Genomic DNA, 14,188 nt, shown 5'->3' with positions numbered 1-14,188 from the left:
CCGCCAGGCGCACGAACCGATGGCACGGGGGCCTAGTCTTCCTCGTCGATCACCGGGTTGCGCAGCAGGCCGAGCCCTTCGACCTCGACCTCGCAGACGTCCCCGGCCCTCATGAAGACCGGCGGCTTGCGCGCGAAGCCGACACCCGACGGTGTGCCGGCGATGATGATGTCGCCCGGCACCAGCGCCATCGCCTCGGAACAGGCCTCGATCAACGCGGGCACGTCGAAGATCATGTCGTTGGTGTTGGCGTTCTGCAGCACGCGGCCGTTCAGCCGGCACTGCAGCTGCAGGCCCTTCGCGCCGGGCGGCAGCTCATCGGCGGTCACGAACTCGGGACCGAAAGAGCCGCTGCGGTCGAAGTTCTTGCCAATCATCCATTGCGTCACGCGCAGCTGGTAGTCGCGCACCGAGCCGTCGTTGAACAAGGAGTAGCCCGCCACATGCTCGAGCGCGCGCGCCTTCGGAATCGCGCGACCGGGACGGCCGATCACCACCACCAGTTCGGCCTCGTAGTCGAACTGCTCCGACACCTTCGGCCGCACCAGTGCTTCCCCGTGAGCCACCCAGGAGGATGGGAAGCGTTGGAACATCACCGGATAGGCAGGCGGATCCTTGTAGGGAGACTCCGCCGCGTGGTCGACGAAATTGAGTCCGGCCGCGAATGCCTTCGAGGGCAGTGCGATCGGCGGCAGGTAGCGCAATCCGGCCAGCGGACGGCGGACCTTGGCGCGGGTGACAGCATCGCGTGCCGCTGCGAAGCCGGCCTCGCCTTGGCGCAGCAGTTCGTCCAGCGTGGTGGGCAAACCGAGTGCGGTCAAATCCACCAGCTCCTGTCCAAGGCGAGCACCCAGTGCGGGTTGTCCACCGTCGGAGCGAAAGGCAACTAGTCTCATGAGGTTCCTTCGTGTCGGCACGCAGCAGGGTGCTGCTCGTGGTTGGTGATGAAGTCGTCCGGCAGCGTCGGCCCCCAGACGTAAAGAGAATCGACCGGGTCATGGTCTCCCGCGGGCCAGTTGAAGCCGGCCGGCACGAAGTCGATGTCGTGCGAATACTCGGCGTAGCTGCCCCACGGGTCGCGCACGTAGTAGAAATAGTTCGAGCCGAGCACGTGGCGGCCGACGCCCCACCCTCGGTCGAAACCGTGGGCTCGCATCTGCTCGCTACCGATACCCACGTCGTCGAGACTGCCGACGTCCCAGCTGGTGTGGTGCAGGCCGGGCCCGTGCGACTTCGCGAACGCGACCAGATGGTGGTCGCTCCCATGGGCACCGTGCATGAACGCAATGAGATCGCGCGAGTGGTCGCTGAGGCGCAAGCCCAGGACGTCACGGCAGAACGCGACCATGCGCGGGACGTCGGGCGTGAAGCGCAAAACGTGCGACAGATATCGCGGCCGCACCTGCTTGACCGCGCTGCGGCTCGGCGCGGCGCCATGGCCCCGTTCTGGCGGCCGGACGCTCACACGAGCCGTCTTCGCATTGGGGGAAACCTTGCGCGCTATCACCAGCTGGGTCGCGATGCCGTCGACGTCGTTCAGCCACAGGCCCGGCTCGTCCGCCCAGGGATGAGGCGCTCGCCCGAGACCCAGGCGTTCGATGCGCTCGCACAGCACCGGCATGTCTTGCTCGTGCACACCGTAGGCGATGTACTCGAGCTTCTTGGGCGCACGGCTGTCGTGCACGGTTCCCCAGCGATGCGCGTGGCCGTGGGTGTACAGATCGATACGCCGGCCATTGCGCACGACCCGCAGGCCAAAGGCGGTGTAGAAGCGCTCTGCCTCTTCGATGTCGGGCACCGAGAAGACAAAACGGTGCACGGAATGCACGGCGGCGTCCATCAATCAGCCCTCTGGCTGGCACCACTGGTGGAAGCGCGGCCACTGACGCGTTGAAACAGCGCCGCCGCCACGGTCGGCCAGGCGTCGCCGCGCCATGCGACGTGCTGATCGGGCCGAATCAGGGTATAGCGCGCCTGGTAGAGCGTCGCGATGCCGGCTTCGCGCAACTGCAGCACCGTCAGCGGCACCCCGGCCGCCTGCGCCTGGCGGCGCGCCTGATCAATTGCCTCGGGTTGCGCGCTCGGGCTGGCCAGAAGTGTGAAACCGGAACCGAAGTGGTCGTATAGCGAGCTGCCGTCGTGCAACCAAGCGTGCGGCGCCAACGCGCCAGGACGCGCCGAGGGGACGTAGTTCAGGAAGTCGTGCGGCGCAGGCGGCGAACCGTCCCCGACGATCACCGGCGAGTCGTCGTAGCGGTAGCCAAGAACCACACCCAGCGTCGAGAACTCGCGCACCTTGGCCGCCTGTACACGCGCACCCGTCTCGCGCCGCACACGCTCGCCGTGCTCGCCCTCGTCCTCCAGGCCCTCGGCCCACAGTTGGTTGCCAAGCATCGCGTGATTGGCCTCCGCCTCGTCCAGCACTTGCTCGTGCACCGGTCGGCGCTCGGCCTCGTAGCTGTCCAGCAGCGCCGGGCCGCCCCAGCCCTGCAGGACCGCCGCCAGCTTCCAGCCCAGATCCACGCCGTCGGCGATGCCCATGTTCATGCCATAGCCACCAAACGGCGGGTGCAAGTGGCAGGCGTCGCCGGCCAGGAAGACGCGGCGGTCGCGATAGCGGTCGCCGATCAACTTGCTGGCCACCCATTCATCGGTGCTGAGCACCTCGTAGGGCAGGTCGATACCGGTAGCGCTCCGGATCAGCGCCGGGCCATCCAGATCCTGCAGACGGACACCTTCGGCCACCTTGGTCGGCATGAAGAACCACTTGTCGCCGCGGTCCATGGGACCGATGAGGCTCGGCACCTCGGCGTTGACTTGCCAGTACATCACCGCGGGGCCGTGGCGGTGGGCCTGCGCCAGGCCGGGCGCCCGAAAGACGATGTTGTAGTTGCGTGACAGACCGTAGCTGCCCTTCATCTGCACGCCGATCGCCGCGCGCACGGTGCTTCTGGCGCCGTCGGCGCCGATCAGATAGTCGGTCGCGACGGTGATGTCCTCGCCACTTGCCAGATCGCGCAGCCGCGCCTGCACGCCCTGCCCGCTCTGTGCCAGCGACTGCAGCTCACAGCCGAATCGCAGATCGACACCGGGAATCGATCCGGCATGCTCTCGCAGCACTTCCTCGACGCGGTACTGCGGAATCCACTGCGAGTGCTCGGAGTACAGCGGATTGCGCCCCGGCGCGCAGTAGAAGGCGTTCTCGAAACGGGCCAGTTCGTACCCGGCCAGCCGCGTCACGAACAGCACGTTGGAGGGGTAGTCCACGCCCAGCGGCGAGGCGGCGCGCAACTTGCCGGCAATGCCCCAGCGCCGCAGGTGTTCACGTGTGCGCACGTTGGTCGTCTTGGCGCGCGGCGCGTAACCGACGCGGTCATTGCGCTCGATCAGCATGCAGGCGATACCACGATGCCCCAGCTCGATCGCGGTCGCCAGGCCCACCGGGCCCGCGCCGACGATCAGCACCCGCGGTCCGTTCGGATCGGTCATCTCGTCTCCTGTGTATCCACTCGCGCGGACAGCGCGAGCGGCTCTTCTTGATCGATGAGGGATCGTACGGAGAGGAACTGCTATGCGAAAAGATGACAATCTTTTGCAGTCGATAACGAAACTGAATCAGTCCTGCCGTGAAACTGAACTCGCTGCGTGACTTTCTGACCGTGGCCGAGCGCGGGAGCCTTCGCGCCGCGGCTCGCTCCCTGGGGGTTGCCCAGCCCGCGCTGACGCGCAGCATCCAGGAACTGGAGCGCGAACTGGGGGTGGTGCTGTTCGAACGCCGCGCGCGCGGCGTGCACCTCACGCCGATGGGCGAGGTGTTCCAGCGCCGCGCCGCCTCGGTGCGCAGCGACCTGCGGCGCGCCCAGGAAGAGATCGACCAGCTGCGCGGCGAGACGCACGGCCATCTGACGGTCTGCCTGTCCAGCGTACCGCACATCGCGTTGCTGCCGAATGCGCTGCGACCGTTCCGCACGCGTTACCCGAAGGTGATGCTGAACGTTATCGACGCGGTATTCCCCAGGGTCGAGGCCTCATTGCTCGATGGCACGATCGACTGCTACATCGGCCCGCCACCCGAAGAGATCCCCGGCGAGACCGCGATGGAAAAGCTGTTCGACAACACCCGCGTGATCCTCGGCCGCAAGGGGCATCCACTCGCGCATGCGCGCAGCCTGCGCGAACTGGTCGACGCGGAGTGGATCACCACCTCGATCACCCACAAGGCCGAAGAAGAACTGGGCCCACTGTTCGCCAAGCATGGGCTGCCCGCGCCGAAGCTGGTGATGCAGGCGCAGTCCGCGCTGAGTTTCCTGGTCGCGATGGCTTACTCCGACATGCTGATGATGCTGCCGGTGCAATGGGTGCAGTTTCCGCTGTGGCGCGACGTGCTGGCGGTCATTCCGGTCGAGGAGGTGCTGCCAGCTCCGCCGGTCTGCATCCTTTACCGCACCGGGTTGCCGCTGACACCGGCCGCCGAATACTTCTGCGACATGATGCGGCGCGCCAGCATGCACATGCACACACTCGCGGACTGACATCGCGCGAGCGATATCCAATCCGGCATCGCCGCCGCATGCGCGGCATCTATTCGCTATCGATCAGCCTCCCTATCGTCCCACCTGTTTTTGATCCAACAAAACAGGAGACAAGCGATGAGGAAGATGAATGCCTGCTGGCTTGCAGGCTTGGCAGCGCTGACGATGGAAGCGTCGGCGCAGTCGAATGTAACGATTTACGGCCGCCTCGATGCGTCGATCAACCTGCAGCGTTTTTCGGCCGTGGCGGGAGCCGACAGCACGACCCGAAAGACAGTCTCCAGCGACACGTCGCTGTGGGGGCTGCGCGGCACCGAGGATCTCGGCGGGGGCATGCGCGCATTCTTCAAATTGGAGAACGGTTACCAGATCGACACGGGTAGCGCCCAGGTCCCCACCAAGTTCTGGAATCGTGAGGCCCTGGTGGGCATCGGCGATAGCCGCTACGGCTCGGTGCAACTGGGCAGTCAGTTCACGCCAGCGATCTGGCTGACGCGCGCGATCGACCCATTCATCCGCAGCAACAACGGCGCCAATCTGAACTTGCTGCAAGGTCTGCGCGGATACGCCGTGATGCATGACAACGCCGTCCAGTACATATCGCCGAACTGGGATGGCTTGTCAGTAAGAGCGATCGTGGCGGCATCGGAGGGTGGCCCCGGCCGTGGGCACTCGCTTGCGGCCGAATACAAAAGAGGGAACGGATTCGTTGCCGTTTCCTACGACAACATCAAGGTGCCTGGCGTCGCGGTAGGCCGGCCCGGCGTGTCTACGCTCGACAGCCAAACCTACGCTCTGGGCGGAACCTATGACCTGGGCACAGTCAAGCTGCACGGCTGGGTGCAGACCAATCGCATCGATGGGCTGTCCAACGTGAACGGGTACATGCTGGGCACGACCGTTCCACTGGGGCCGGGCGAGATTCGCGCGTCGGTGATCCGCCGTGATGCGCAGGCAGGCAACGCCACGCAGTCCGCCATCGGGTATTTCCACCTGATGTCCAAGCGCACGACGCTCTACGCCTCGATAGCAAAGGTCGACAACAAGGGCGCGGCGGCATTCGGCATGTGGCCGGGTCGCCTCGACATTGCAGCACCCGCTCCCGGGCAGGACATCACCGGGCTGCAGGTCGGCATTCGGCACACGTTCTAGCGAGCGGCCACTGCACGGCCATTGCACCGATCGCGGCAGCCACCACCTGCCGTGCGTTGTCCTCGAGTGCGTAGAACTGCGGCCCGCACGTGCCTGCTCCCGGGAGCGGGATGTTCGGCAGACGCATGAGTCGCACCGAGGACGAGACCATCTCGAAGAGGGCCACCATGAGTACGTTTCTGAAGGATTGCTGGTACGTCGCGGCCTTCGCCGATGAACTTGGCGGCAGGCCCGTCGGCCGCACGCTGCTGAACGAGCCGATCGTGCTGTTCCGGCGCACCGACGGCCTGCCTGCCGCACTGGAGGACCGGTGCTGCCACCGCGGCCTGCCGCTCGCCCTGGGCGAACTGGTCCCCGAGGGCATCCGCTGCGGCTACCACGGCTTGGTGTTCGACGGCTGCGGCGTCTGCGTCAAGGTGCCCGGCCAGGACACCATCCCGTCGGCGGCGCGCGTCGCAAATTATCCGGTGGCCGAGCGCGACGGCCTGGTTTGGATCTGGCTCGGGGACCCGGCAAAGGCCGACGTGAACATGATCCCGCGCTACGAGTGGCATGCCGCGCCGGGCTGGGCACATCGCGGCAAGCGCAACGAGGTGCAGGCCGACCATCTGCTGGTGGCCGACAACCTGCTGGATCTGACGCATGTCGGCTACGTGCACAAGAGCACGATCGGTGGCCAGCCCGACGCGCACTCGAACGCCGAGATGAACTTCTCGCGCACCGGGGACAGCGTCTCGGTGGTGCGCTGGCTGCGCAACTCGCTGCCGCCGCCGACCTACGTCGCAGCGCATGGCTTCACCGGACGCGTCGACCGCTGGATCGAGATCGATTTCAGGCCGGGCCTGATCACCATCAACGCCGGCGCGAAGGACGTCGATACCGGCGCTTGCGAAGGGCGACGGGACGGTGGCTTTTCACTGCGATCCCTGCACGCACTGACGCCGGCCAGCGAGGGCGTGTCGCACTACTTCTGGACCATTGCTCACGAGGTCAAGCCCGGTATGCCGGACCTGACGGACCGCGTCTACCAGGAAATCGACACCGCATTCGCCGAAGACAAGTTCGTGCTCGAAGCGCAGTACGCCAGACTGCGTCAGAAGCCGACGCCGCCGTTGGTGGACATCAAGTCCGACGCGCCGTCGATCCATGCACGGCGAATCGTCGCGATGCGTTCGGGCTCGGCGATGAACACTCGTTGAGCATCAAGCATCGGGCGGGCGGTCGTTGACATACCCCACCCTGGACGACGCCTGACTTCGAGCGGGTCTATGGCAATGGCAAGCGCTGTCGCATCTCGACGCTCGGAGGTTGGCTCATTCGACTGGCCAACGAGACTTGATCGGGGGCGGAGCCAAGTCCGCTCCCCGAGAGAGGCATTCGGCGGTTCCCATATTCCCAGCGCCATGCAGCGGGGACAGCCTACCTTCCATCACGCACATGATGAGGACTGAAACATGACACACCAATTCGGCCAACAAATTCTCCTGCGATCCCTGCTCACGGGCCTACTGATGCTCGTGGTCCATGGTTGCGGTGGTGGTGACTCGTCCGACGACGACAGTGCTGTCGCCGTCGAAACGCAGGTCGAACTCCGATCGGGATCCGTCGTCGGGAATCTTCCGGACAGCTCGGGGATCCGGAGCTTCAAGGGCATCCCGTACGCAGCCCCCCCGGTTGAAAGCCTGCGTTGGAAAGAGCCGCAACCAGCCGCCGCATGGACCGGGGTCCGGGATGCGACACAGTTCGGCAACCGCTGCTGGGCTTCGTCGTCCAGTGGCCCCATACAGACCAATGGCGTCAGCGAAGACTGCCTCAATTTGAACGTCTGGACCGGCGCTGCCAAACGCGGCGACAAGCAGCCCGTGATGGTATGGATACACGGCGGCGGATTTCAGAACGGCACCAGCGCCGATCCCTTGTACGACGGCGGTGTGCTTGCACGCAAGGGTGTCGTCGTTGTCTCGATCAACTACCGCCTGGGTGTTCTTGGCTTCTTGTCCCGACCGGAGCTGGATGCCGAGTCCAATGGACACAAGTCCGGCATGTACGGCCTGCTGGATCAGCTGGCCGCGTTGCGCTGGGTGCACGACAACGTTGCGGCGTTCGGAGGCGACCCCAACAACGTGACAGTCTTCGGCGAGTCGGCTGGTTCCCACGCAATTGGCCTGTTGATGGCGTCGCCCCTGTCCAAGGGACTGTTTCACAAAGCCATAGGAAGCAGCGGCGCATTCTGGGAAACCTCCAGCGGCCCCATGATGTCTCATGGTGATGCGCAGAACATGGGCTTGGCCCTGAGCGTGAAAGTCAACGCACCGACACTCGCGGATCTGCGTGCCACGCCCGCATTGCAACTGCAAACCGCGACGAACTGGACCCTCGCAACGAATCCTGGGGAGACGAACTTCGGCCCCACCGTCGACGGGCACGTGCTGCCCGACGACCCTTACGTCCTGTTCATGCGCGGACAGCAGACCGACGTGCCACTGATGGTGGGTTGGAACAATGACGAGGGGATGTTCTTCATGGGCTGGTCGCTCCCACACGACAGCGCTCGAGCCTTCACCGACGCTGCGGCGACCGTCTTCGGCAGCAACAATCTGGCCGACTTCCTGCAGCAATACCCGGCGGGGACCGATGCTCAGGCCGCGCAGTCGGCGCAGTCGCTGCAAGGTGATGCAAACATCAAGTACCAGACCTGGGGCTGGGCCAATCTGCAACGGCAAACGGGGAAGTCACCGGTCTACGTCTACAACTTCTCGTACTTGTCGTCCTACAGTCCACTCGCAACACACGGCAGTGACCTCTGGTTTGTTTTCGGTGCCCCTGTCGATCTGCAGTTCTTCTATCCTGGTTCGCCGAGCAATGCGGACAAGGCAATGTCCGACATTGTCCAGTCGTATTGGACCAACTTTGCCCGCAATGGCGATCCGAACGCGGCGGGGTTGTCACAATGGCCTCGATACGCGGGGCCGGGAAGCGATGCCATGCACTTGGGCAACGCTGTGCAGGCCGGGCCGGAGGAAGGAACATCGAGATTCCAGTTCCTCGACAGATTCAGGATTGGCGGCATCCTGACCTTGGCCTTCGATCACTAGCCAGCGCACGATCAGCCCTGCCAGGTGGCTCCAATGAAGCCATCGCGCAGGGCAGCGTCACCGGTCCGCTGCCGATGGAGTGGACAGCGCTGCGGGAGCTTCTGGGTATGGCATGAACCGCCCCACACACATCATCACGGCTCCGCGGTGCGGGGCCGTTCTACTTGGGGCGGTGATGGTCGGAAGAATTATCCGTACCACTTTTGGAGGCCACTGAGAAAGGCCTCCGAGAAGGCGCTTCGATGGTCCAGTCAGCGCCCTGCTGAGAATGGCCATCGGGCCCGCAGCCCGCGCCACGCGGGGCTCGCGCGAAAAAAAGCCCGCGTCGTGCGCGGGCTTGGACTACCTGGCGGCGCTGCGAGTCGCCGGCGAACCCGTCTCAGCCGTCAAAACGGCGATAACAGGGAAGAGTTTCAGGACTTGGGGCCACTTCCACCCCCCGCGGCCAAAAACTCTCGCTGTACCAGGGACTTAGTCGCGTTTGAGGCCGTCACAGGCCGTGCGCGGAACAGGGAACTTAGCGGAGCGGAACAGGGAATTCTGGGAGCAAGAACAGGGAAGTTGTGGTGCCGGATCAGGGAACGGAGCTGCGTGGTTGTCGGTTCGAGCCCTAGTGGCGGACCAAGACGCAGCCAACCTCATTCTTATATCAAAGCGGCGGTCCTTCACCGTCGACCGTGCTACCGATTCACTGACGAGGCAATGCCACTGTGATCAAGGTCGCCAGCGGCGTCGTTGGACGGCCGATGAGCTGGCTGAGTTGCTTCCCATCGTCGAACAGCGCCCCCTGCGACGCCCCAGCGTCCGAGTCGGCCAACAAGGCTGCCAGCCCCTCGGGCAGCCCCGCACCGAGCAGCGCTGCCTTGTAATCTGAAGGCGGCAGATCCTGGTATCTGACTGCCTTGCCGGACAAGCGAGAGATTTCTGCGGCCAGTTCCGTGAGTGAATAAGCGGTGTCGCCCGCCAGCTCGTAGACCCGGCCGGTCTCGGCGCCATCCCTCAGCACGGCCGCAGCCGCAGCGGCGTAGTCGGCGCGTGCGGCCGACGCGATGCGCCCTTCTCTCGCGCTGCCCAACAGCGCGCCATGCGCAAGCGCCGCAGGAACGGCTGCGGTGTAGTTCTCCGTGTACCAGCCATTGCGAAGGATGACGAAGGGCAAGCCTGAGCTTTGCACCAGCGCTTCGGTTTCCCGGTGCTCACCAGCGAGGCCCAGTGCCGAGCTGTCAGCGTGAAGCAGGCTGGTGTAGACCAAGAGTTGCACGCCAGCGTGCCGTGCGGCGTCAATGACAGCGCGGTGCTGGTCGACTCGCTGGCCGATCTCGCTGGACGAGATCAGCAGCAGCCGATCAACGCCCTTCAGTGCGGCTTCAAGCGTCGACGGTCGGCTGTAGTCCGCTTCCCGAACCTGCAGGCCGCGAGCGGCAAGGTCGCGGGCCTTGTCAGGGCTGCGAACCAGTGCGGCGATGGATTCGGGAGCACGCGTCTTCAGTAGTTCTTCGAGAACGAGCCGGCCCAGTTGGCCCGTTGCTCCGGTGACGGCAATCATCATGATTCCTTGATGCGGTTGAGATGGGTGGCAGAATACCGAGAACGATTACTTTTCATAAGTACGCACACAAAGGTAAGTACCCATGGCCTCGAACCGGGAACGGCCCCCCTCTCCTGCAGCGCTGTCCTCGCGGATGGCACGTGGCGAGTTGCTAGCACCGAACTGTCCCTCTCGCGAAGTGCTCAAGCACCTCACGAGTCGTTGGGGCGTGCTGGTGCTGATCGTCCTTCTGAAGGGAACCCACCGCTTCAGCGAATTGCGCCGCAGGGTCGGTGGCGTGAGCGAAAAGATGCTGGCGCAGACGCTGCAATGGCTCGAGGACGATGGCCTGGTCGTGCGCAAGTCCTATCCGGTGGTTCCACCGCATGTCGAGTACAGCCTGTCGCCGATGGGCGTCGAGGCAGCACAGCAAGTTCGATCACTGGCGGATTGGATTGAAGAGAACGTGGGCCGCATCCTTGTCGCACAGAAGGCGAAGCCTCGAGCGAAAAAGGAAACAGGCTTGCGAGCCTTGGTTGCTCGCTGATTTCGATCGCGAAGTCGAAAGAATCGTCGCCACGACTAGCGGTTCGCGTCCGCATAAGTCCGAGATGTCGAACGAGAAGCTTGTGACGCCATACCGGCCGATACTGGCTAAACGCTGTGACGAGAAGCTACCGCATCACTGGAACAAACACGGGTATCGAGATTCGTCCGGAACTTGTTCCACCGTCTGCACAACGCGACGCGCGGTGCGGTTTGAAGCGACGTGATGACGATGCCGCACCAAAGCCTTCGATCCGGTCGGTCTTGCGGTCCGTCGGCACCGCTTCGCAGGCGCTTTGAGCGCCTCGAGAGTCCGCTGCTGACCGCGCAGCCGAACTCATCCCGCTGCAATCATCAACTGCCGCCATGCCATCGACAGGTTCCTGCCTCGACCCTGATTTTTCTTGTAGCGTCCCGCGCTGCGGCTGCCTAGCGTGGATTGCCATCAGACATGAGAAGTATTTCTGTCATATGTGACCTGATGGGCCGTCCGGCACTCCAAGCACGGACCTCTCTCTTGCCTCGCCTTCACGGGCTCGACCTGGGGTGCGTCACCCTCGGTACGCCACATGACCAGCGCGCCGTGCGCCAACACAAAAAAAGGCCGACATGGCACCCAGGGGCCCCATGTCGGCTCAAGTCTCCGAGAGGAGACACCATAAACCACTGAAGTCGAGAACGGATCGGCCTTCGATGGCAGGGCCAGCGCGATGACTGTGGCGTTCGAGACGTAAGGTATCCGTCCCGTCGCTAGACGGTGATCGTCGACATGCCCTGCGCTGCGGCGGCCGGTCGGATGAAGCGGCGCTTGGCGCTTCTCTGCCGATCGTCACTCCCGACCGATTCGAAGTGGGGCGGCTCCCGCTAGACAGGTCGGCCGCCCCGCGTGCCGCTCATGAAAATTCAGCGCCTGGCAAACCCGCCAATGGTTGGTCAGCAAGCGCTGCGCGATGACCTCGACCGTCAGCCCCTGCCGACGCAGTTCCACGGCGTCCCGCGCAAGCATCTCGCAGCCGATCCCCGCATGCCGAGGCTTCACGTCCACGGATCGAGACCGGACGGGACCCGGCTTCTACGCGTCATTCGGCGAAGATTCCTTCAGGATCATCTCCGTGAGCATCCGACGGCCCTGGACGCAGTGAGCATCGGCACGCAGAAGGATCTCCTTGGGCTCCTCGGCAAGCCCCTGAAGCATCTGCTCGATCTCACGCGTTGCCGACATGTCCTCCTCGAGCGTCGGCCGGATACCTTCGATCAGGGCTGCCGAGAAAGCTGAATCACCCATGCTGAAGTCCCTGCCGAGGGCGAAGAAGTAGTGGGCCGTGTTCAATCGTGCCGGCGTGATGGCGTGATAGACGCGGACCGTCCCGAGATACCGGCCGGGGTCGGTCGCGGCGTTCGCCGCGACATGGAACTGGTCGTAGCCGGCATGGAATGACGGGAAATACGACGTCATCGAGAAGCTTCGATCCACCTGCCCGGTGTAGTTGAACGGCTTGGCGAAATACGGCGGGCACTCCGTGTCCGGAATCGATCGCGAGCTGCGGGTCCAGCCGACACCCGTCTCCCTGATTTCCTTTGCCTCCGGCACACCGGCGGATGCGATCGTCGTCTGATGCAGGTAGGCGAGATGGCTGAGGTCGAGCACGTTGTCGTGCATCAGCATGTACCGACCCGGGACCGGGTAGTACACGTCCCCGACGGTCTCGTAGCCGGGATCGAGGATGAACAGCGCCTTGTGATCAGGGATCAGCGTCTCGTCCGCCTTGTCGGGATCGCCGGTCCAGATCCAGATCCAGTTCCAGCGCTCGGCCACCGGGTACGACCGCACCTTGCAGGCCGACGGTATCTGGACCTGACTTGGAATCTTCGCGCAGCTGCCTGTCGGCGTGAAGGTGATGCCGTGATAGCCGCATTCGATGTTGTCGCCGACCACACGACTCTTGCCGAGAGGAAAGTGCCGATGAGGGCAGCGACCCTCCAGCGCCACCGGCTCACCCGATTGCGTCCGGTAGAGCGCGACCGGCTCGTTTAGGATCCATCGCTCCATGGGCTCCCGGGTGACTTCCTTCGACCATGCCGCCACGTACCAGGCATTGCGCACTGCGTACATTCCTTCGGCCAATGGGTACATGTCTTCTCCTTGTGTCTCTTGATGGCTCGCCCGTCGGGCGGTCCGCAACGATGTAGTGCCTTGCTAGGCGCTCGCTTCTTCCTTCAGCAATCGGTCCAGCGTGCGCCTGACGCGGATCGGGCCGGCATCGTGCTGTAGCAGCACGGGGTTGAGGGACCAGAAGTCCTGGTCGCCCATCTCCTTGAGCACGGCCCCCACCATCGGCATGTCCTCCGTCTCGTTCACGAACAGCAGCGCCTTCTCGGTCTGGCTCGTCAGATCGGCGTCGGCCAGCGCGAAATTTCGCGTCAGCGCATAGCTGTACAGGATCGACTTGTCCGTCTCGGGCGTCAGCAGGTGCACGGCGAAGATGCCCGTTCCCTCGTCACGCGGCCGGCCACGGGCCACCGAGCTCAGCTTGTTGACGATGATCGACGGGGCGAACCACAGGCTCTCCATGTAGGAGTCCACGGGCCCCGGTGCCATGTGGTCCTTGTGCAGGCCGAAGCCATGGTCGGCTTCCCATTTCCACAGGCTGGACACCGAGTTGTCGCGTTCGGTGACGCTCGGCTTGGCCGTCGACAACCCCCCCGTCTCGAACCACGTGTGCAGATGATCGACGTGACTGAAATCCATCAGGTTGTCCATCTGCAGGACGTAATTCAGCGGGCTGATGAAAGTGCCGCGGAAAGTCGCGGTCGCCGGCGCGCTGTCCAGCGGAGAAAGGTCAGGGATCAGTTTATCGTCAGCTTTCGGGGTATCCCCCATCCAGACCCAGGAAAACCCGTGACGGTCGACCACCGGGTAATTTCGGACCACGGCCGCCTTGGGAATACTCCCATCGCCGTGCGGGTTGTGCACGCATTTGCCGGTGTCGTCGAATTTCAGGCCGTGATAGACGCAGGTGACGACGCAGCCCTCGAGACGCCCCTTGCTGAGGGGGGCGAAGCGGTGTGGACAGCGATTGCGCAAGGCGACCGGCGAGCCATCGGGTCGGCGGTAGAAAACCAGATTCTGGTCGCACACGGTGCGCTCCAGCATCTTTCCGGTTTCAATGACGGTCGACAAGCCTATTGCATACCAAGCATTTTCGACGAACTTCATCTTGTCTCGCTCTCGAATAGTTTTACTAATCATCGCGCAGGCTGATCCGCCGACAAGGTCGGCAGATCGCCTAGTCCGATGACTGCACAAATACTAATTGGGTTGGCAACGAAGGTAA

Annotated in this window: 11 protein-coding genes; 5 read left to right on the top strand and 6 right to left on the bottom strand. The window is 64.0% G+C overall.

Annotated features, from left to right (window positions below; translation table 11 throughout):
* Positions 1-32 precede the first annotated feature (32 nt).
* Genes ACQY9S_RS01905 through ACQY9S_RS01895 form a run of 3 tightly spaced genes read right to left on the bottom strand, consistent with a single transcriptional unit; the run spans position 33 to position 3,489 of the window.
* Positions 33-896 carry a fumarylacetoacetate hydrolase family protein gene (locus ACQY9S_RS01905; RefSeq protein ID WP_428422881.1) on the bottom strand — a complete coding sequence of 288 codons (864 nt, stop codon included), beginning with the start codon at positions 894-896 and terminating at the stop codon, positions 33-35.
* Entirely contained in the window at positions 893-1,828 is a 936-nt protein-coding gene (locus ACQY9S_RS01900) for a VOC family protein (protein WP_428422880.1), read from the bottom strand. Before ACQY9S_RS01900 ends, ACQY9S_RS01905 begins: the two co-directional genes overlap by 4 nt.
* 11 nt (positions 1,829-1,839) lie before the next feature.
* Entirely contained in the window at positions 1,840-3,489 is a 1,650-nt protein-coding gene (locus ACQY9S_RS01895) for an FAD-dependent monooxygenase (RefSeq protein ID WP_428422879.1), read from the bottom strand.
* 137 nt (positions 3,490-3,626) lie between these two features.
* Here ACQY9S_RS01895 and ACQY9S_RS01890 point away from each other — a divergent pair, with 137 nt between their 5' ends.
* From ACQY9S_RS01890 to ACQY9S_RS01875, 4 genes are all read left to right on the top strand, one after another.
* Positions 3,627-4,532, top strand: coding sequence for a LysR family transcriptional regulator (locus ACQY9S_RS01890; protein WP_428422878.1), 906 nt, complete (start codon positions 3,627-3,629; stop codon positions 4,530-4,532).
* A 117-nt stretch (positions 4,533-4,649) separates the two neighbouring features.
* Positions 4,650-5,684 carry a porin gene (locus tag ACQY9S_RS01885; RefSeq protein WP_428422877.1) on the top strand — a complete coding sequence of 345 codons (1,035 nt, stop codon included), beginning with the start codon at positions 4,650-4,652 and terminating at the stop codon, positions 5,682-5,684.
* A gap of 167 nt (positions 5,685-5,851) precedes the next feature.
* Positions 5,852-6,883 carry a Rieske 2Fe-2S domain-containing protein gene (locus ACQY9S_RS01880; protein ID WP_428422876.1) on the top strand — a complete coding sequence of 344 codons (1,032 nt, stop codon included), beginning with the start codon at positions 5,852-5,854 and terminating at the stop codon, positions 6,881-6,883.
* Between the two features lie 255 nt (positions 6,884-7,138).
* Entirely contained in the window at positions 7,139-8,779 is a 1,641-nt protein-coding gene (locus ACQY9S_RS01875) for a carboxylesterase/lipase family protein (RefSeq protein WP_428422875.1), read from the top strand.
* A gap of 688 nt (positions 8,780-9,467) precedes the next feature.
* On the opposite strand, the gene ACQY9S_RS01870 is transcribed toward ACQY9S_RS01875, so the two are convergent.
* On the bottom strand, positions 9,468-10,325 hold the full coding sequence (locus ACQY9S_RS01870; RefSeq protein WP_428422874.1) for an SDR family oxidoreductase: 858 nt from the start codon (positions 10,323-10,325) through the stop codon (positions 9,468-9,470).
* Positions 10,326-10,536: 211 nt separating this feature from the next.
* On the opposite strand from ACQY9S_RS01870, the gene ACQY9S_RS01865 reads away from it, so the two are divergent.
* Positions 10,537-10,854, top strand: coding sequence for a winged helix-turn-helix transcriptional regulator (locus ACQY9S_RS01865; protein ID WP_428422873.1), 318 nt, complete (start codon positions 10,537-10,539; stop codon positions 10,852-10,854).
* Between the two features lie 1,071 nt (positions 10,855-11,925).
* On the opposite strand, the gene ACQY9S_RS01860 is transcribed toward ACQY9S_RS01865, so the two are convergent.
* Complete coding sequence (locus ACQY9S_RS01860; protein WP_428422872.1) at positions 11,926-12,987, bottom strand: Rieske 2Fe-2S domain-containing protein; 1,062 nt, start codon at positions 12,985-12,987, stop codon at positions 11,926-11,928.
* 63 nt (positions 12,988-13,050) lie between these two features.
* Positions 13,051-14,070 carry a Rieske 2Fe-2S domain-containing protein gene (locus tag ACQY9S_RS01855; protein WP_428422871.1) on the bottom strand — a complete coding sequence of 340 codons (1,020 nt, stop codon included), beginning with the start codon at positions 14,068-14,070 and terminating at the stop codon, positions 13,051-13,053.
* Between the last annotated feature and the right edge of the window lie 118 nt (positions 14,071-14,188).

This window comes from Methylibium sp. (assembly GCF_965279545.1).
Taxonomy (GTDB): domain Bacteria; phylum Pseudomonadota; class Gammaproteobacteria; order Burkholderiales; family Burkholderiaceae_C; genus Methylibium.
The sequence above is the reverse complement of the archived record's forward strand: the minus strand, read 5'-3'. Positions and strand labels throughout refer to the sequence as shown.